This window comes from Nocardia amamiensis NBRC 102102, from assembly GCF_001612745.1.
Lineage (GTDB): Bacteria > Actinomycetota > Actinomycetes > Mycobacteriales > Mycobacteriaceae > Nocardia > Nocardia amamiensis.
Map to the genome: position 1 here is coordinate 12,895 of NZ_BDBA01000148.1, position 20,012 is coordinate 32,906.

14 protein-coding genes are annotated in these 20,012 nt (G+C 67.6%); 11 read left to right on the plus strand and 3 right to left on the minus strand.

Features of this window, described 5'->3' with window-relative positions; all coding sequences use genetic code 11:
- Complete coding sequence (locus NA4_RS25320) at window positions 1–5,466, plus strand: ATP-binding protein (protein WP_067474948.1); 5,466 nt, start codon at window positions 1–3, stop codon at window positions 5,464–5,466.
- Window positions 5,467–5,586: 120 nt separating this feature from the next.
- Window positions 5,587–6,219 carry a VOC family protein gene (locus NA4_RS25325; RefSeq protein ID WP_067474951.1) on the plus strand — a complete coding sequence of 211 codons (633 nt, stop codon included), beginning with the start codon at window positions 5,587–5,589 and terminating at the stop codon, window positions 6,217–6,219.
- A gap of 210 nt (window positions 6,220–6,429) precedes the next feature.
- Here NA4_RS25325 and NA4_RS25330 read toward each other — a convergent pair whose 3' ends face one another.
- On the minus strand, window positions 6,430–7,797 hold the full coding sequence (locus tag NA4_RS25330) for a flavin monoamine oxidase family protein (RefSeq protein WP_067474954.1): 1,368 nt from the start codon (window positions 7,795–7,797) through the stop codon (window positions 6,430–6,432).
- 61 nt (window positions 7,798–7,858) lie between these two features.
- Here NA4_RS25330 and NA4_RS25335 point away from each other — a divergent pair, with 61 nt between their 5' ends.
- From NA4_RS25335 to NA4_RS25345, 3 genes are all read left to right on the plus strand, one after another.
- Window positions 7,859–8,485 carry a TetR/AcrR family transcriptional regulator gene (locus NA4_RS25335; protein ID WP_067474957.1) on the plus strand — a complete coding sequence of 209 codons (627 nt, stop codon included), beginning with the start codon at window positions 7,859–7,861 and terminating at the stop codon, window positions 8,483–8,485.
- Between the two features lie 146 nt (window positions 8,486–8,631).
- Window positions 8,632–10,134, plus strand: a complete 1,503-nt coding sequence (locus NA4_RS25340; protein WP_067474960.1) for a carboxylesterase/lipase family protein — start codon at window positions 8,632–8,634, stop codon at window positions 10,132–10,134.
- Between the two features lie 296 nt (window positions 10,135–10,430).
- Window positions 10,431–11,249 (plus strand): class I SAM-dependent methyltransferase, encoded by an 819-nt coding sequence (locus NA4_RS25345; RefSeq protein ID WP_067474963.1) that lies wholly within the window; start codon window positions 10,431–10,433, stop codon window positions 11,247–11,249.
- Window positions 11,250–11,389: 140 nt separating this feature from the next.
- Here the strand turns inward: NA4_RS25345 and NA4_RS25350 are convergent, their stop codons facing one another.
- A complete protein-coding gene (locus NA4_RS25350) occupies window positions 11,390–12,676 on the minus strand; it encodes a PucR family transcriptional regulator (protein ID WP_067474966.1) in 1,287 nt (428 codons plus the stop codon).
- A 170-nt stretch (window positions 12,677–12,846) separates the two neighbouring features.
- Here NA4_RS25350 and NA4_RS25355 point away from each other — a divergent pair, with 170 nt between their 5' ends.
- On the plus strand, window positions 12,847–13,749 hold the full coding sequence (locus NA4_RS25355) for an AMP-binding protein (protein WP_067474969.1): 903 nt from the start codon (window positions 12,847–12,849) through the stop codon (window positions 13,747–13,749).
- Between the two features lie 52 nt (window positions 13,750–13,801).
- Here NA4_RS25355 and NA4_RS25360 read toward each other — a convergent pair whose 3' ends face one another.
- Complete coding sequence (locus NA4_RS25360; RefSeq protein WP_067474971.1) at window positions 13,802–14,416, minus strand: TetR/AcrR family transcriptional regulator; 615 nt, start codon at window positions 14,414–14,416, stop codon at window positions 13,802–13,804.
- Window positions 14,417–14,493: 77 nt separating this feature from the next.
- Between NA4_RS25360 and NA4_RS25365 the strand changes: the two genes are divergently transcribed.
- From NA4_RS25365 to NA4_RS25385, 5 genes are all read left to right on the plus strand, one after another.
- A complete protein-coding gene (locus tag NA4_RS25365; RefSeq protein ID WP_067474974.1) occupies window positions 14,494–14,901 on the plus strand; it encodes a RidA family protein in 408 nt (135 codons plus the stop codon).
- A gap of 276 nt (window positions 14,902–15,177) precedes the next feature.
- On the plus strand, window positions 15,178–17,043 hold the full coding sequence (locus NA4_RS25370) for a hypothetical protein (RefSeq protein ID WP_067475008.1): 1,866 nt from the start codon (window positions 15,178–15,180) through the stop codon (window positions 17,041–17,043).
- Window positions 17,040–17,255, plus strand: a complete 216-nt coding sequence (locus tag NA4_RS25375; RefSeq protein WP_067474977.1) for a hypothetical protein — start codon at window positions 17,040–17,042, stop codon at window positions 17,253–17,255. The genes NA4_RS25370 and NA4_RS25375 overlap by 4 nt, the downstream gene beginning before the upstream one ends.
- A 312-nt stretch (window positions 17,256–17,567) precedes the next feature.
- The gene (locus NA4_RS25380; RefSeq protein WP_067474980.1) at window positions 17,568–18,809 is read left to right on the plus strand and encodes an oxygenase MpaB family protein; all 1,242 of its coding nucleotides are present in this window, start codon (window positions 17,568–17,570) and stop codon (window positions 18,807–18,809) included.
- A 134-nt stretch (window positions 18,810–18,943) separates the two neighbouring features.
- Window positions 18,944–19,900 (plus strand): alpha/beta fold hydrolase, encoded by a 957-nt coding sequence (locus tag NA4_RS25385; RefSeq protein WP_067474983.1) that lies wholly within the window; start codon window positions 18,944–18,946, stop codon window positions 19,898–19,900.
- Window positions 19,901–20,012: the final 112 nt, after the last annotated feature.

Below are 20,012 nucleotides of genomic sequence, written 5' to 3' on the forward strand. Positions count from 1 at the left end.
GTGTTCAGCCGCATCGCCATCGTGAACCGGGGTGAGGCCGCCATGCGCCTTATTCACGCTGTCCGAGATCTGGCGGCGGAGACCGGTCTACCGATCGAAACCGTTGCTCTGCACACCGATGTCGACCGGAACGCGACGTTCGTGCGGGAGGCCGACATCGCCTATGATGTCGGTCCGGCAGCTGCGCGCCCATACTTGGATCTGAAGGTTCTGGAGCGCGCCCTGGTGGAGACCGGAGCCGATTCCGCCTGGGTGGGCTGGGGTTTCGTCGCGGAGGACCCGGCATTCGCGGAGCTGTGCGAACAGATCGGGGTCACCTTCATCGGCCCGAGCCCGGAGGCCATGCGCAAGCTCGGTGACAAGATCGGCGCGAAGCTGATCGCCGAGGAGGTCGGCGTGCCGGTCGCGCCGTGGAGCCGCGGTGCGGTCGAGTCGGTGGAGGCCGCCGTAGCGGCCGCGGCCGAGATCGGCTACCCGTTGATGCTGAAGGCGACCGCAGGCGGTGGTGGCCGCGGTATCCGGGTGATCACGAACGAGGCCGAGCTCGTCGATGCCTACGAGCGCACCTGCCAGGAAGCGGCGCGGGCCTTCGGCAGCGGCGTGGTGTTCCTGGAGCGGCTGGTCACCGGCGCCAGGCACGTCGAGGTCCAGGTGATCGCCGACGGCCAGGGGACCGCGTGGGCGCTCGGCGTCCGCGACTGCTCGGTGCAGCGGCGCAACCAGAAGGTCATCGAGGAGTCGGCGTCACCGGTGCTGAGCGCCGAGCAGACGGCCGAGCTCAAGGGGTCGGCCGAGCGGCTGGCGATAGCGGTCGGCTATCGCGGTGCGGCAACTGTCGAGTTCCTTTACCACCCCGGTGAGAAGCTGTTCGCGTTCCTCGAGGTCAATACGCGCCTGCAGGTCGAGCACCCGATCACCGAATACACCACCGGCTTCGACCTGGTTCGCGCGCAGTTGTCGGTGGCATCGGGAGGCCGGCTCGAGGGCGAGCCGCCTGCGGAACGTGGGCACGCCATCGAAGCGAGGCTGAACGCCGAAGACCCCGACCGCGATTTCGCGCCCGCCCCTGGCCGCATTGCGCGGCTGGACCTGCCGGCCGGGCCGGGCATTCGCGTGGACACCGGTGTCAGCGAGGGCGACACGATTCCCGCCGACTTCGACTCGATGATCGCCAAGATCATCGCCTACGGCCGTAACCGGGACGAAGCGCTGGGCAGGCTGCGCCGGGCGGTGGCGCAGACCCGGGTGGTCATCGAGGGCGGTGCCACGAACAAGAGCTTCGTGCTCGACCTGCTCGACCAGCCCGAGGTGATCGACGCCAGCGCGGACACCGGCTGGATCGACCGTGTTCGCGGTGCGGGCCGTCTCGTGTCGCACCGCCACTCCGCCATCGCGCTGGCCGCCGCCGCCATCGATGCCTACGAGGACGAAGAGCGAGTCGAGCGGCATCGGCTGCTGTCCACCGCATCCGGCGGACGCCCGCAAGTGCAGCACGAGAGCGGCCGGCCGCTCGACCTGAAGTTGCGCGGCGCAGGCTACCGCGTGCGCGTCGCGCGCATCGGCGCGCATCGGTTCCGTATCGGTATCGAGGCCGGTGGCGATATCCACACCGCCGATGTCGATCTCGAGCGCTTCGACCGGCACGCCGGACAGATCGTCGTCAACGGCACCCGGTACCGCGTGATCACCGGCACGCACGGACCGATCCACCTGGTCGATGTGGACGGTGTGACACACCGGATCAGCCGTGACGAAGGCGGTGTCGTCCGTGCGCCCGCCCCCGCGCTGGTCGTCGCCACGCCGCTGGAGATCGGCGCCGAGGTCGAGGCGGGCGCGCCGGTGCTGGTGCTGGAGAGCATGAAGATGGAAACGGTGCTGCGTGCGCCGTTCCGGGCCCGGTTGAAGGAATGCAGTGTTTCCGTCGGTACCCAGGTGGAGACCGGCGCACCGATGCTGCGGCTGGAACCGCTGGCCGAGGGCGGCGAGGCCGCGGAGGATGCTCCGGTCGAGTCGATCGAACTGGACCTGCCCGGCGAGCCCACCCCGGTCCGCCCGCACGAGCGACTGGCCCGCGGCCAGCAGGACCTGCGCAGCCTGCTGCTGGGTTTCGACGTCGACCCGCACGACGACCTCCGGGTGCTCGACGACTACCTCGCTGCTCGCCGGGCGGCCATCGCGGACAACCGCAGGCCGCTGGCCGAGGAACTCGAACTCGTGCAGGTATTCGCCGACCTCGCCGAACTGAGCCACCACCGGTCGGGAGACGAGGACGGCGGCCACGGCCATGTGCACAGTGCCCGCGAGTATTTCCACACCTACTTGCAGAGCCTCGATGTCGAGCGGGCCGGGCTGCCGGAGTCGTACCGGGCCAAGCTCGCCAAGGCGCTCGGACACTACGGTGTCACCGATCTGGAACGCTCCTCCGACCTCGAAGTCGCGGTCTTCCGGATCTTCCTGGTTCAGCAGCGTCCGTCCGACATCGTCACAGTGATCACGACCCTGCTGCGCGAGTGGCTGGGGGAGCCGGTGCCGGACCGGGCGCTGCGCGAGCCGGTCGGTCTGGCGCTGGAGCGGGTGGTAGCGGCGACGCAGGTGCGCTTCCCCGTGATCGCCGACCTGACGCGCGGCCTGGTGTACGCCTGGTTCGGCCAGCCGTTGCTGCGGCGCAACCGCGCTCGCGTGTACACCAACGTCCGCAAGCACCTGAGCCACCTCGACGCGCACCCGGACGCCGCCGATCGCGCCGACCGCGTCGCCGACATGGTGCGTAGCACCGAGCCGCTGGTACGGCTGCTCGGCCAGCGGCTGGTGCGCGGCAACCCGGACAACACGGTCATGCTGGAGGTGCTGACCCGGCGGTACTACGGCAACAAGGGACTCACCGGAGTCCGCACCCACGAGGTGGGTGGCTGCACATTCGTGATCGCCGAGCGCCGGGGCTTGACCTTGGTGTCCGCCGCGGTGAGTTTCGACGCGCTCGACACCGTGCTGCGCGGGCTCACCGAGCTGGCAACCGGCGCGGTGTCCATCGAGGCCGACATCTATCTCGGCTGGGAGAAGCAGCCCGAGGACTTCGACGCCATGGCCGCGGCGCTGCAGGATGTGCTCGGCGCGCAACGGTTGCCGAAGCAGGTGCATCGGATCACCGCCACGGTCGCCGGTAGCGGCGGCGCCGTGATGCACCATCACTTCACCTTCCGCCCGTCTGCCACCGGCATGTCCGAGGAACGACTGATCCGCGGCCTGCACCCGTACATCGCGGAGCGGATGCAGATGATGCGGCTGCGCAAGTTCGACCTCACCCGGCTGCCGTCCTCGGACAACGACGAGGTCTACCTGTTCCGGTGCGTCGCGAAAGAGAATCCGTCGGACGAGCGGCTCGTCGCGTTCGCGCAGGTGCGTGACCTGGCCGCACTGCGCGAGCACGACGGCAGGCTGCTCGCACTGCCGACGGCCGAGGGCACCATCGCCACCTGCGTCGACTCGATTCGCCGGGCTCAGTCGCGGCGGCCGTCGGCCAAACGCTTCAACACCAACCGCGTCGTGGTGTACATCTGGCCGCCGCTGGATCTCACCCCCGCCGAGTTCGAGACCATCGTCGAACGCGTGGAGCCGACGACCGCGGGCGCCGGGTTGGAGGAGATCCTGATCATCGCGCGGCAGCGCGACCCGAAGACGGGCGAGCTGATCAAGGTCGCCGTGCACATCTCCTTCGATGCCACCGGCGGCACCGAGGTGACCGTCAACGGGCGGACCGACGACCCGGTCGAGCCGCTCGACGAGTACCGGCAGAAGGTGCTGCGGGCCCGCAGCCGCAACACCGTGTATCCCTACGAGCTGACCGGTCTGCTCGGCGAATTCGCCGAGTACGACCTCGACTCCGACCACGCGCTGGTGCCGGTCGACCGGCCCGAGGGGCACAACACCGCGGCGATCGTCGCGGGCGTGGTCACCACGCCGACCGCGCTGCATCCGCAGGGCGTCACCCGGGTCGTTCTGCTCGGGGATCCGACGAAATCGCTCGGTGCTCTGTCGGAACCGGAGTGCCGCCGTGTGATCGCCGCAATGGATCTGGCCGAACAGATGCGGGTGCCGCTGGAGTGGTACGCGCTGTCCTCCGGCGCCCGGATCTCGATGAAGTCCGGCACGGAGAACATGGACTGGGTGGCGGCGGCGCTCAAGCGGATCGTCGAGTTCACCCAGGACGGCGGCGAGATCAACATCGTGGTCTCGGGCATCAACGTCGGTGCGCAGCCGTACTGGAACGCCGAGGCCACCATGCTGATGCACACCAAGGGCATCCTGGTGATGACGCCGGATTCGGCGATGGTGCTCACCGGCAAGCAGGCGCTGGACTTCTCCGGCGGTGTGTCGGCCGAGGACAACTTCGGCATCGGCGGCTACGACCGGGTGATGGGCCCCAACGGTCAGGGGCAGTACTGGGCGCCGAGCCTGACCGCCGCGCGCGACGTTCTGATGTCGCACTACGACCACACCTACATCGCACCCGGTGAGCAGTCGCCGCGGCGGGCGCAGACCAGCGACCCCGTCGATCGCGACGTCTCCGATTTCCCGCATGTGGTGGCCGACAGTGATTTCACCACCGTCGGCGAGATCTTCTCCGCCGCCAAGAACCCGGATCGCAAGAAGCCCTTCGACATCCGGACCGTGCTGCGGGCGCTGTCCGACCAGGACCACCCGGTGCTGGAACGCTGGGCGGGGATGGCCGACGCCGAAACCGCGGTGGTGCAGGACGCGCATCTGGGCGGCATCCCGGTGTGCCTGCTCGGCATCGAGTCACGGGGGGTGCCGCGACGCGGCTTCACGCCCACCGACGGCCCGGACACCTATACCGCGGGCACGCTGTTCCCGCAGTCGTCGAAGAAGGCCGCGCGGGCGATCAACGCCGCCAGCGGTAATCGGCCGCTGGTCGTGCTGGCGAACCTGTCGGGTTTCGACGGCTCGCCCGAGTCGATGCGCAAGCTGCAGCTCGAGTACGGTGCCGAGATCGGCCGCGCGATCGTGAACTTCGAAGGCCCCATCGTGTTCTGCGTGATCTCCCGGTATCACGGCGGCGCGTTCGTGGTGTTCTCGAAGACACTGAACCCGAATATGACCGTGCTGGCACTGGAAGGCTCGTTCGCGTCGGTACTGGGCGGCGCCCCGGCGGCTGCCGTGGTGTTCTCCGGTGAGGTCGACACGCGCACCGCGACCGATCCGAGAGTGCGGGAGCTGGAGGCGCGCGCCGCGAACGCATCCGGCACCGACCGCGCGGCCCTGACCGCGGAACTCGACGAAGTCCGTTCGTCGGTCCGCGCGGCGAAACTCGGCGATGTCGCCGCCGAATTCGACCGCGTGCACAGTATTCAGCGCGCTGTCGAGGTGGGTTCGGTCGATGCCATCATCCGCGCCTCCGAACTGCGCCCGCGCATCATCGAGGCAATCGAGGCCGGTCTGCCCGGCTGATTATCGGCGAGGTCGGCTCGCGAGATTCGTGAGCCGACCTTCGCGCTCCCACTGTGAGCTGACGACACCGGTCAGGAATCGAGAAGCGCCGGTCGCCCGGCCGCGCCTAGCGTTAGTGCCATGAACATCACCGCTGATCAGACCACTATCGAGTCCGTCATCCTGGAGATGCCCGATCCCGCGGCCGGCGCGGCCTTCTACGCCGCCGCGTTCGGTCTCGGCGACCAGCTGCGCGTGCGCGCCTCGGAGGCGCCGACGAGCGGGTTCCGTGGCTTCATCCTGTCGCTCGTGGTGTCTCAGCCGAGCACCGTGGACAGCCTCATCGGCACCGCTGTCGACGCGGGCGCCACGACGCTGAAACCGGCCAAGAAGAGCTTCTGGGGTTACGGCGGTGTCGTCCAGGCTCCGGACGGGGCGATCTGGAAGGTCGCGACGTCGTCGAAGAAGGACACCGGCCCGGCGACCCGGAAGGTCGACGAGTTCGTGCTGCTCCTCGGAGTCGACAACGTCAAGGCGACCAAGCAGTTCTACCTCGACCGTGGCCTCACCGTGGCGAAGAGCTTCGGCAGCAAGTACGTCGAGTTCGACGCCCCGTCGTCGTCGGTCAAGCTGGCGCTCTACGGGCGCCGCGCCGCCGCCAAGGATGCCGGCGTCGCTTCGGAGGGCACCGGGTCGCATCGGATCGTCATCGGCGGCGATATCGGGTCCTGCACAGACCCGGACGGGTTCGCATGGGAGGTCGCGTCGGCCTGAGCCCGGTCCGTGTGACACCTGGACCGGGTGTTGTGGGCATGTCCCTCGCTCGTCCGGTCGTCGAAACGCCTATCGGTCTACCGGACGACGAGTTCTCACATCGGAGGCGCCCACAACTGGTTCGGCGAGTGTTGCCGAATGAGGTGTCCACACGCTGGAATCGGAAGTTCCGTAGCGGTGAGCGAGGTCCGCGACGGTTTCGGCGGATAGCTAGATGTGGGCATGCGTCATGAGGGCACGCGAGATCTCGCGGGCGGCACGGTGACCGGATTCCACGGCGCCGTCCATGTAACCCGCCCAGCGAGTGGCGGTTTCGGTGCCTGCCCAATGCAGTGGACCGATAGGGGTGCGCAGCGCACTACCGAACCGGGTGAGGGTTGACGGCGCGGTGAACGCTCCGTAGCACCCGCCACTGAATTCCTCTTCGGCCCAGTCTCGTTCGATGTAGGCGATCGGGTGCTGGGCCTGTGGTCCGAAGTATCCGGCCAAATCGGTCATGACTCGGGAGCGACGCTCGGCCAGATCCAATCGACTGGCGGTATCCGCGTGCTTGCCCTCGAGGAATCCGACGAGCACTCCGGGCGCACCGTCGGGCGGGGTGTTGTCGAAGACGACGCCCAAGGACCGATGGTCGCTGTTGGCCTGGCCGCTGAGCCCGTCACGGCGCCAGAACGGCTCCTCGTAGGCGACATTGACCTTGATCACCCGTCCCATCGGCATGCGCTGGACGAGTTGGTCACGGTCGCCATGAAGGCCAGGGCTGAAGCGGATCCGTGCGGTCAACGGTGGTGGCACCGCGATCACCGCGCGGGCGGCCCGGACCGTGGTCCTTCCCGCGGATACCTGGACACCCGCTGCGTCCCAAGTGATTTCGGTGACCGGAGCGCCGAGCACGATTCGGTCGCCGAGTTCGTCGGCCAAAGCCAGTGCGATGCGTTGCGAGCCGCCGACGACACGGTCCTGTTGCGCCCCGCCCGCGGTGTCGATCAATGCGTCCAGCCCGCCCGCCGCGCCGACGTAGAAGCAGGCCCACAGTGCGGACAGGTCCTCCGGTTCCGCGGAGAACACCGCTTCGGTGATCAGCCGGAAGAAGGATCGGCCACCGGAGGTGTGGACGTTGCGCCGAAGCCAGGTGGCGAATGTCTGGCCGTCGAGGTATTCGGCTTGCTCGGCCAGCCACGGCTCCCGCGCCGCGACCTGCCGCGCGAGGCGGTCGAGTCGCCACTGGGCCTGTGCGACATCGGCCAGCGCCACGGGGTTCAGCCGGGGTATGCGACCGGTGTACACCGATCGGGCCGTGCCGATTTCGGCGATGTGCCGACCTTCGGTGTGCGTGGGGAAGGTGGCCAGGCCGAGCTCATCGATCAGCGCGAGTACTTGATCCTGTCCCGGTCCGACCCACTGGCCGCCCACCTCGATCGGAGCGCCACCGGGAAGTTCGGCATTGAGCAGCCGCCCACCGACGCGGTCCCGCGCTTCCAGCACGACCACCTCGCGTCCGGCCTGGACCAGGTCGCGGGCGGCCACCAACCCCGCAATCCCGGCCCCCACCACCACTGTATCCACTGACTTCTGCACCGCGACCTGCCTTCATACATGATGTATCTGAAATACATACTGTATGTGATATCCATGGCGTATGGAGTCGCTTCGGGCAAAATACGCGGAGAACACTCGTCAAACGCTGTTCGATACCGCGCTGCGCGTGTTCGCCGAACGGGACTATGCGGACGTTTCGGCGGAGGAACTGGTTCGCGCGGCCGGTCTGACCCGCGGCGCGCTCTACCACCACTTCGATGGCAAGCGCGGTCTGTTCGAAGCAGTCATGAGTGAGCTGCAGAGCCGAGCGGCACAGCGGATCCGCGAAGCAATCGCGTCGAGCTCGGATCCATTCGAGCGCGCCGACCGCGGGGTAGCGGAATTCCTGAACATCTGTGCCGAGCAGAACTACCGCCAGATCGTGCTGCTACAGGGCCCGCTCGCACTGGGCTGGCCGCGCTGGCGCGAACTGGATCAGCAGCACCTCGGCGGACTGGTCGTGGACGCCGTACGAGCGCTACTCGATGCCGAACTCATCCGGCCACACCCCGCCGAACTGGTCGCAGGCGCGTTCTACGGCGCGCTGACCGAACTGTCGCTGACCATCGCCGACACCGATCACCCTGACCTGGCTCGCGCACAGGCGACTCGTCTCGTACACGACCTCCTCGGCGGACTGGCGACGGGGGCAGCGGGGTCCGCGCCGAATTCTGTTGAGAGCCAATAGATCCAGGGCATATGGTGCACTCGGGGTTCCGGGGCGGCGTTCGTGGCCGCCGATGCGGTTGAGCGGCGGGCGGTGGCAGGCGTTCGCCGACGAGATCGACGACCCACTCAGCGGATGACCCAGCGAACGAAAGTGAGTACCTCCGAGTGAATTTCGATCCTGACGTCCGCACGGCTGCGGGAGTCGTACGTGGCAGGGGGGAGGACGCCGTCGCGGTCTTCCGGGGCATCCCCTACGCCCAGCCACCGGTCGGCCCACGACGGTTCGCCGCCCCCGTTCCGGCGCGGCCGTGGGACGGCGTGCGCGAGGCGCTGGAGTTCGGTCCGGCAGTTCCCCAGACAGGCTGCACGATGTCGTCGGTGTCCGGCGGCACCGGTGATTCCGGCGACTGGTTGACCCTCAACGTCTGGTCACCTGACCTCGGTGCCGCCGGACTGCCGGTGATGGTGTGGATCCACGGCGGCAAGTACCTGGAGGGCACCTCCAGTAACCCGCACCACGACGGCGCGACTCTTGCTAGGGCCGGCGTGGTGGTGGTCAGCATGAACTATCGCGTCGGTGTGGAAGGCTTCGCCCACATCGCCGGGGCGCCGGAGAATCGCGGCATTCTCGACCAGGTCGCCGCGTTGCGGTGGGTACAGGACAATATCGCCGCGTTCGGCGGCGATCCGGGCAACGTCACCGTCTTCGGCCAGTCCGCCGGCGCGGGTTGCATTGCGGCGCTACTCACCATGCCGATGGCCGCGGGGCTGTTTCGTCGTGCGATAGCGCAGAGCGTCCCGGGCACCTACTTCTCCCCGAGGCTCGCCGCCACCATCTCCGCGACCATCGCCGCGGAACTCGGCGTACAAGCCACCGTGGGTGAGCTGGCTGGTATCCCTCCGCGCGCGCTGACCGACGCGACGGGCTCGATCATGCAGAAGATGCCGGGACTCGCCGAATCTTGGGGTCCTACCGCGCTGACCCCGACACCGTTCTCACCCGTCGTCGATGGTGACCTCCTCCCGCACGCGCCATGGCGAGCGCTCGCCAGGGGTGCTGCGCGAGGCATCGACCTGCTCGTGGGGCATACCCGTGACGAGTACAGTCTGTTCACTGCCCGGCCCGGCAGCGAGGTGACCGATGAGCAGGTAACCGCCACACTCGAGCGTCTCGCGCCCTTCGCCGGCGGCAGCGGCGGTTACCGCGACGCCTATCCCGAGGCGAGCCCCGGGGAACTGGATGAACTCGTCAACTCCGACTGGCTGTTCCGGATGCCCAGCCTGCATCTGGCAGAGGCGCAACACGCCGGCGGCGGGCAGGCCTGGGCCTACGAATTGTGCTGGGCCTACAACCGGGAACATGGCGCCTCGCACAGTCTCGACAACCTGCTCGTGTTCGGCACGCTCAGCGCCGACGACCTGCGCAGCCATCGGTCCGCCGTTCCGAACGCGGCGGACGAGGCCGTTCGCGTTGCCCACCACATGCGCACCGACTGGCTGAACTTCGCGACCACGGGCAACCCCGGCTGGGTGGCCTACGATCCGGACACGCGATCCACCCGTGTCTACACCGCAGAGCCGATCACGCAGCCCTACCCCGAGGAACGCTCGCGCCATATCTGGTCCACACACCGGTTCGACACCCTCGATCTACCTCATATCCAGTGACGGGTGCCGTATCACTCGCCGGTGCGTTTATCCAGCTCATGCTGATCGGTTCGGCGGCCCGGGTTCGGTGCGGGAGGGAATCAGCGGCGTTGGGCAGATGCTGGTCGGTCGCGTCGGCGGTCCCCGTTTGCCGGGACCTTTGCCGGGTAAACAGCTGCTCGGCAGGACACATGCTCGAGGCTGCGGTGAACTCCCCTCGGGCCTGAGAGAACAGTCGTAGCCCAACAGTCAGCAAGAGAGCGACAGCTCGAGCCATCTTCGGCAGCGTTCAGGCCCAACTGCGGAGGAAGCATCAGATGACCGAATCCGGCCCAACCGATCTCAAGAAGCGGCAGCGCGCAATGTGGGCAATGGGCGACTACTCGGCCGTCGCCTCGGAAGTCATCCCCGGACTGGGCCGCCGTCTTGTCGAGGCCTGCCGCATCGGTCCGGGGCAGCGTGTGCTCGACGTCGCGGCCGGATCCGGGAACGCGGCGATCCCGGCGGCGGAGGCCGGTGCGGACGTCATCGCGAGCGACCTGACGCCGGAGCTGTTCGAGGCAGGTCGGCAGATCGCCGCCGCGCGGGGCGTCGACCTGCGGTGGCAGGAAGCCGACGCCGAGGCATTGCCCTACGCCGACGCCGCGTTCGACGTCGTCATCTCCTGCGTGGGCGTCATGTTCGCGCCATTCCACCAGGCGGCCGCGAGCGAACTGGTGCGCGTCACCAAGCCGGGCGGCACGATCGGGCTGATCAACTGGACACCCACCGGGTTCATCGGGCAGATGTTCGCCACGATGAAGCCGTTCGCTCCGCCGCCCCCGCCCGGCGCGCTGCCGCCTCCGCAGTGGGGCGACGAGACGCATGTCCGGTCGCTACTGGGCGATCGCGTCGCCGACCTGGAGCTGCGGCGCGAAAAGGCGGTCATCGATCGCTTCGGCGACGGCACGGAGTTCCGCGACTTCTTCAAGGCCCACTACGGACCCACGGTCGCGGTGTACAAGGCCATTGCCGCCGACCCCGACCGGGTCGCGGAACTGGACCGCGCACTCGCGGATCTCGGTTCCCGGCACGACCTGGGCAATGGGCGGATGGAGTGGGAGTACCTCTTGGTCACCGCACGCCGATCGGGCTGAACTGCTGCAGGGCATCGATCGACTGGGCACCGCGGTTCAAGCTGCCCGAAAGGTATGTCGGCTCGCCTTCCTCGATGGTGGCCAACCGTCGCGACACCTAGTCGGGGTACAGCGGTTGGCCCGAGGAAGCGTCGGCTGAGTCACGCCGTGGCCGGATGCGGGATCGGTGGCCCGAACCACTGGCAGAGCAATAGGGCGAGTTCGACGTCGAGTCTGTCGTCCGCGATCGGCCTGCCGCGCCGCGACACTGCTCGTGCGACCCGGTACTTCACCGAGTTGGAGTGCAGGTCGAGTTCCGCGGCGGCTGCTTTGTAGCTCGATCCGGTGCGCAGGAATACCCGCAGTGTCTCGCGTAGCCGTGCGTCGTTGTCATTGTCGGCGGCCAGATCGCCGAGTACCTCGCCGACCCATTCCCAGGCTTCCGTGATCCGGTCACCGAGCAGGGCCGCTACCGACAGCCCGGGATCTTCGGCCGCGATGATTCGCGGTTCGGCGTCTCCTCGCGCCATGGCGACCGAACGCGCGTCTTGGGCCAGGCGATGCGACCGCCGGAATCCCAGAATTCCGGAGGCCATCGTGCCGATCGCAACCGATGGGGCATCGGCTTGGGCGGCCGCGAAATCACGGACCCTGGCGACGGCGCCCGGTTGCGCCGACCGATACGGCAGCCACGCCCAGCCGCTCATCTGATCGGCCGCGAGGAAGAGTGGGGCCGCGGCGGTTCCCGCCGCCTCCGCCGACTTGCGGACGAATCGCCGCAGCTCGGCCAGTTCGTCACCGTAGGCCCCGGTGTCGGGATACCAGACGATGAGCGCCAAATGGTGCCATGGGAGCGGATAGTGGATCTGGTCGACGGCGCCGTCGATATCGACGATCTTTTTGCCCGCCAGCAGCTCGCGCACACGGAGCGCGCGGACACTGTTGCGGGTTTCCAACCACTGCTCGCGCTCTGCGTCGTAGATGGCGACGAGTTGCCGGGTAACGTGGTCGAGGTACTGGAACAGCCGGGTGGTGATCGCCTGTCCAGCGAGGAACTGTTCGACCGGCGCGATGTCTGCGCCCTGCAGTTCGGCGAAAGCCAGTTCGGTGACCCGCCGCTGGCCGAGGTGATATGCACGAATCAAGGCATTGAGCGGGACGCCGTGCTGGGCCAAACGCCGGGTGTACTCGATCGCCACCGAAGGCAGGTGGATTCGAGCCGCCGGAATATCGTGCTTCAGCGCGTGCACCAGAGTGTCGAGATTGGCCTGCACGCTGGACCCGAGCAGCTCGGCGGAGTGGACATCCGCACGCAGCTCAGGGATTTCTTCCTCGAGTCCACGGTGGATACTCGCGCTGATGTCCGTCGCCCGCTCGTTCATGCGGGCGGCGATTCTCGCGACACAGCGGCCCACCTCGGTATCACCGTTGCGACGAAAAGTCGTCACAACCTGATGATAGTTACATCGCCGTGACCGCTGCGGTGAATCAGGCGGTCGATCCTGTCTTCCGGGGACAAAAGATGCGACGAATTCAGTCGATGCACGACGGTGCCGATCCGCCGCGCGATTTCTACCGTTTTCAATGAGCCCTGTACCCGGGGTACTGAGGAGATCGCATGACACTTTCGACCCTCCTGGATCGTCGTGCCCAGGCCGCACCACAGGCAGCCGCCCTTGCCGACGACCGCAACGAACTGAACAACCTCGAATTGCTGGCGACCGTGCAGCGGGCCGCGGCTTGCCTGCGCGCGGCGGGCGTCACGACCGGCGACGTCGTCGCGATCATGCTGCCCGACACCGTCGACCTCGTGGTGTCGTTGTTCGCGACGTGGCGCCTGGGTGCCACGGCGACCCTGATCGACCCATCCTTGACCGACGCGGAGGCCGGCTACCAGATAGCTGACGCGGGCTCCAAAGTTCTCATCGCCGCTGCGCGTCCTCCGGACATATCCTTGCCGGTCGTCGTCACGCCTGCCCGCGAGTTCGCCGCGGCAGCACCCGACACCATCGATGCGGCGCCGCCCGGCGACGAGCGACCGGCGCTCATCACCTACCTCGGCACCGGGAACCAAGCGATGCTCGACCACAGGAACCTCGAGGCAATGTGCCAGTTGGTGATCAAGGTATTCGCGCTGAGCGATGCCGACCACAGCCTGTCGACCCTGCCCATGTGGCAGGTGAGCGGGATCATGGTCGGTGCCTTGTCACCGTTGATCGCCGGGGGTCGCGCCACCATGGCGGGCCCGCTCAGCCCGGAGGGATTCTCGGAGCGGATCGAACACAGCCGCCCCACCTACCTTTCCGCGGTCCCGGGAAACTTCGCAGCGCTGTCCGACCTTCCCGGCCACCTGCGGACGAACAACGAGTCGGTGCGGTTCGCGATCTGCTGCATGGAACACGCGGGAATCGAACTCAAAACCAAGTTCGAACACCGCTATGGAATACCGCTGATCAATGGATACGGGTTGAGCACGGTTATCGCGCGAGCGCACGAAATCCGCGTACCGGCGACGACCTAGACGACGGCGTTCTGGCAACGATGCGGCACGCCATCAGGCGGCCCGCCCCGGCTCATGACGGGAGAACGTCCCAGCCGGATTCCACCGAGCGTCTGCATCGCTCGGGATCGTCGCCCGCGGCGACGAACAGTGCGGTGAGCATCGGCACGCCGTAGGCGAGGGTTTCGCGCGGCAGCGGTCCCGAGGTGACCAGGGTGGCGAGGCCGTGGCCGATGGTCCATGCCTGTGTCGCGAGCTCCAGCGGGTCGACGTCGGCCCGGAAACGGCCATCGGCTTTCGCTCGCTGCACCGCGTGCACCAAGCGGTGCAGCGTCTCGTCGGCGGCCGTAGCGTCCTCGAGTTCGAAGCTCGCGTCGAACATGACGCGATAGAGGTCCGGGTTCTCGAGCGCGTTGCGCAAGTACGCGGCACCGAGCGCGACCTGGTCCCGGACCGGGTCCGAAGTCGTCGCGACCGTGGCGAGTTTCCCGGCCAAGCGGGTGAAACCCTCCTGCCGCAAGGCTTTCCACAACCCATCCATGCCGTCGAAGTACGTGTAGACGGCCATGGTCGACACGTCGGTGCCCGCGACCAAGGCGCGCAATGTCACCGGCCGGCGCATCCGGAGCATGTGCGCGGCTCGTTCGATCAGCATCGACCGGATGCGGGGATTCTTGCTGCGTGCCATGGCGCAAAATAGCATAGCGTTGTTATGGTTTGCGCCGAGTGCCGCACCGCGGACCGAGACGAACGAAGGAGTGGACCATGGCCGTGAAACTGGTCAATCCCGAGGCATTGCCGAAACCAGAGGTGTACCGCCAGCTCTCGATCGCCGAGGGATCGAAACTGGTGTTCCTGGCGGGCCAGGTGGCCCGCGACGCGAACGGCGAGAAGGTCGGCGAGGGCGACTTCGCCGCTCAGGTCGAGCAGGCATATCTCAATGTGGCCGCGGCCCTGGCCGAGGTCGGTGGTTCCTGGGACGACATCGCCAAGCTGACCATCTACGTCGTCGACTGGACGCCGGACAAGATGCCGCTGCTCGGCGAAGGGGTCGGGCGCGCCGCCGCGAAGCTCGGGATCGATCCCGTCAAGCCGATCACGCTGCTCGGCGTCTCGGCTCTGGGTGAGCCGGACATCATGGTGGAAGTCGAGGCGACGGCGGTACTGGACTAGCAAGTGCGTCGCCGACGAACGTTCGTCCGGCTGTCCGGACTGTGGGTCGGTCGAATCGGCCGAACCCGCTTGTTCCAGTTCATCGCGTCCTCCTTCGGCTACGAGCAGCCCGCGTCCCGGCGAAGTGCCGGGCGGACCTCTGTGGCGAAGACGTTAGCTACGGCGCGGTGACCAGCGCTTCTCGATTCCTGACCGTTCACGTCGACCGGCTTCAGCGGCGGCGACTTTCGTGATACTGTACGTCACATATACGTGCTTCCTGTGCTGGAGGCGCTCATGCCCGACATCGCGCAAGAAGAGATCATGTGGTTCGCCGCTCCGGGCACCGAGGGCGGTGGAGCGGCGCTGGACCAGGTGGCGGTCATGACCGGTGCCGCAGGTGTCCTCGCGCTCCTGCTGCTGTGGGCCGGGTATCTGCACCGGACCCGCCGCATCACTTGGCTGCAGCGGCTCGCCGACCGTCTCGGGCGACTGTGCAACCGGCCTGGTTGGGTCGCGCTCCCGCTGGTGATGTTCCTCGCGACCATCCTGACCGCGCTGCTGGGCTTCATCTGGGATGTCAGCTTGCACGTGGGCAACGGTCGCGATGCGGGGCCGCTGGCGAATCCGGCGCACTACTTCATCCTGGCGGGATTGTTCTTCCTGTTCACCGCCGGGATGTCGGCGATCGTCCTCCCGCTCGACGAGCAGCCCGGCGCCGCGGCGGTGCGCGTCACCCGCACCTGGTACGCACCGGTCGGGGGCATCCTGATCGCCGGTGCCGGCCTCTACGCGTTGATCGGGTTCCCGCTCGACGACATCTGGCATCGGCTGTTCGGACAGGACGTCACGCTCTGGGGACCGACGCATCTGATGCTCATCGGCGGCGCCGGATTATCGCTGGTCGGCGTGCTGCTGCTGGAGTTCGAGGGCAGGCACAACCGGCCCGATCCCGGCCGCACCGACGGGCGGCTGATGTGGCTGCTGCGGTCGTTTGCCTTCGGCGGGCTGCTCATCGGCCTGTCGGTGTTCCAAGTCGAATTCGACTTCGGCGTCCCGCAGTTCCGGCTCGTGCTGCAGCCGATGCTCATCGTGGTCGCGGCCACCGTCACCCTCGTCGCCGCCCGCGCGACCCTCGGTCCGGGCAGCACGCTGGTTGTGGTGCTGTTCGCCGCCTTCGTCCGCGCGGTGGTAGCCGTGCTGGTCGGCGGGCCGGTCATCGACGCGCCCCACAACGTCTTCCCGCTGTATCTCGGCGCAGCCGTCGTGGTGGAACTGCTGGCGCTGCTGCCGCTGGCCCGGCGGCCGATCTGGTGGGGTGCGATCTGCGGACTCGGGATCGCGACGGCGGGGCTGTGGCTGGAATCCCTCTGGGTCCGTGCGATGTTCGTCGACTCGTGGCCGAGGGCGATGTGGCCGGAACTTCTCGCGATGGCAGTGCCGACCGGCATCGCGGGCGGTGTCGTCGGCGCGCTGCTGGGCATGGTGCTGCGAGGCGACGCGCTGCCACGCCCACCGGTGCGACGCGGTCTGATGATCGCTGCGGTCGTGACCGTGGCGGCCGCGACCGCCAACGGGCTGGTCATCGACGTTCCGGAACAGGCCGTAGCCACGGTGACACTGCGCGAGGCCGAATCGGACCCGGGCGGGAGAATGGTGCTCGCCGACATCCGTGTTACTCCTGCTGGTCTCGTCGGCTCCGATCCCGAATGGGTTCAGATCCTGGCCTGGCAGGGCGGGATCGGCAGCGGCAGTCCCGGCCGCGGTCTGGTGGTCGACCAGCTCCAGCGCGTGGGCCCCGGCCACTATGTGTCGACCAAACCTGTTCCGGCACACGGCACATGGAAGACGGTCCTGCGAATGCAGGATGGTCGCGTACTGACCGCGGCGCCGATTTTCCTGGCCGCCGACCCGGGGATCGGCGCCGCGGAGATCCCCGCGCCGGCCTCCTTCACCCGGCCGTTCATCTCCGAGATCACCCTGTTGCAGCGGGAGCGATCGTTCGACCACCCGTCCTGGTGGTTCGGCGCGGCATCGCTGGTCGTGCTGGTGTGCAGCCTCGTCCTCGTCGGAGCACTGTCCTGGGGTGCGGCACGGATCAACGACCGGTATCCGCACGTGGGCCCGACGGCGGCACCGGAAGAATCGGCGGTTTCGCGATGATCTATGGCTACGACGGCGTGGACGTGCTGGCCGATCATTCGATCCTGGTGGCGATACCCGCCTTCCTGCCCGCGCTGCTCGTGGTCGCTGTCGTCGTGTTCCTCGCCCTGCGGGACCGCCGTGCGGAGGATGGCGAACGGGCTGCGGGTTCGCCGTCCGAACACGGCGCGGACCAACCATCGAGGCAGCCACCTGAGTCTACAAGTGACTAGTCGTTATCTTCAGTTTGTCGCGCGTGGTACGGCGGAGTTCGGCTGCTGTCCGATCCGCTCTTCGGCATCATCTCGTTGAGCGATTCCGGCAAAGTTCCGGTGATCATGCTGTTAGACAAGGTCTATTGATCGTTGCCGTGGCCGATTTCGCTCAGTCGGCCCTGACCGAAAGTAAATCCCGCAAAGTTCGTACAACACGGCGAAGAGGTTGCTAAGTTAATGACTATTCTAGTAACGAAAGCACGAAGCGGGCACTGCTGGCTCTCGGCATCGTCACGGTGGTGCTCGGACTCGATGAGGAGTAGCGAAGACATGGATGGATTCAGCAGACGCGATGCGTTGAAGGCCGGTGGGATGTTGGGCGCGCTCGGCGCGTTGGCCATGGTGAGCCCGGTGCGGGCGGAGCCGTGGACGTGGTCGCCGCAGGGTTCGGTCGCAGGTAGCGGCTCCGGGGCCGATCCGATGGGGGTGTGGGACCCGGAGGCCGATGAGCTGGTCGCAGCACTGCTCGACAGGGGTGACGTGCCCCGGGTGAATGACCTGTTGCGGACCTGGACCAGGAACGGTCAGCCCTTGCCTGCGGGTCTGCCGCCGGACTTGCGGGACTTCATGGAGTACGCCCGTCAGCTGCCGCTGTGGACCGACCACGGCAAGCTTGCCACCGCGGTCGAGTTCAACAAGAAGCGAGGACTCTATCTCGGTGTGTTGTACGGGCTGGCCAGCGGCATGATGAGCACGGTCATTCCCAAGGAGGCGCGCGCGGTCTACTACTCCAAGGGCGGCCACGATCTGAAGGACCGCATCTCCAAGACCGCGAAACTCGGCTACGACATCGGGACCGCGAACGCCTATGGCCCCGATGGGGAGATGGTCGTCACCTGTCTCAAGACCCGGCTGGTGCATGCCGCGGTGCGTCACCTGCTGCCGCAGTCCCCGTACTGGGTGCACTCCGCCGAGGAGGACGTTCCGATCAGCCAGAACGACATGATGGTCACCTGGCACAGCCTGCCCACGACCGTCATGAAGCATCTGACCGCGTGGCAGGTGCCGATACCCGCCGCCGAGTCCGAGGCCTTCCTGCACTCCTGGCAGCTGTGCGCGCACATGCTCGGCATCCGCGACGAGTACATTCCGGCCTCGTGGGACGAGGCCGATGCCCAGGCCCGGCAGGTCCTGGACCCGGTGCTGGCTCCGACTCCAGAGGGCGCCAAACTGGCCGACCGGCTCCTTCGCCTCGGCGCGAACCTCGATCTCGCCGTCCTCAGCAAGCCGGTTCTCGGCGCGTTCACCCGCTTCTTGCTCGGCGACACGATCGCCGATGGGCTGGCCATCCCCAGGGAACCGGTCTGGGACCCGCTGCTGCGAGTGAGTTGGGGACCCTTCATCGCCGTCCGCGAAGGCCTGCTCCCCGTTGTCCCACTCGCGCCGGATGCCTACTGGCTCTTCGACGAATTCCTCCGGCAAGCAGCGCTGATCTACCTGGCCGAACTACGGATGCCGATCAGCATCGAAATCCCGCAGATGAACCGGGACATGAACCGACCGCCGCGCTGATCCGGGGGCGGCAATACACCTAGGTGGTGATCTGCTCCCCCTTGGGGAACGGACCCCATCACTCGGGGGCCTGATACCGGCGGCGCGGCTGGCGGACAGTTGAACCTGTCATCGCCAGCAGACCGGAGGCTCCCATGTCGATCTCCAGCGCAATCGCCACCCCGGCGGAGCGTCGTGCCACGGTCTGCACCGAAGACGGTGTGGCACTGGCAGTTCGCGAGTACGGCCCGCGCGATGCGGACCTCACGGTCGTGCTCCTGCACGGACATTGTCTGCGCACCGAGTCCTGGGCCTACGTCCGCCACGCACTGCTGCGCCGATACACCGGCGCCCGGATCGTCTCCTACGACCACCGCGGCCACGGCGACTCCGCCGCGGCGTCCGGGCGGACCTACAACCTCGAGCAGCTCGGACACGACCTACGGGACGTTCTCGACGCGGTCGCTCCCGCCGGGCCGGTCGTCCTCGTCGGCCACTCGATGGGCGGCATGACCGCGCTGACCTACGCCAGCCAGTACCCGCAAGAGATCGGCACTCGCATCATCGGCGTCGCCCTGATCGCGACCGCGGCGAGCGGGCTCGCCGACGCCGGCTTCGGCCGCCTCCTGCGCAACCCGGTCGTTTCCGCATTCCAGGCTGCCGTGCGACGTGCTCCTGGCGCGATGCACCGCGCGAAGCTGGCGGCCTGCAGGTTCCTCGCCCCGCTCGTCCGTACCGCCGAATTCGGCGATCGCGCGGTCAGCCCTCGCGTGCTCACCCTCGCCAACGCGATGCGCAACGAGACGCCGATCGTGACGATGGCGAGCTTCTTGAGCGACTTCATGGTCTACGACCGAACCGACGCGCTTGCCGTTCTGTCGGAGATCCCGACCTTGGTGCTGTGCGGTTCGGCCGACCTGATGACGCCGCCGTCGCATTCTGTCGCGATGGCCGCCGCCGTCGAGTATTCGGACTTGGTGCTGGTCGACGGCGCCGGTCACTCGGTGATTCTCGAGCAGCCGAGACAGGTGGCCGAGGCGGTTGCGCGCCTGTTGACGCGCGCGGGCAGCACCGGCAAGGTCGAGGGCGCTCACCTCGAACTCGTCGCGTAGCCGGCTCGCACCGGACCGGCGGCCGCTCGACGAGCAAACCCGGCCACTTCAGTGGGGGGTCATGGATCCCAGCGGGTACAACGACCAGGGCACCGCCTCGATCGGTACCGCC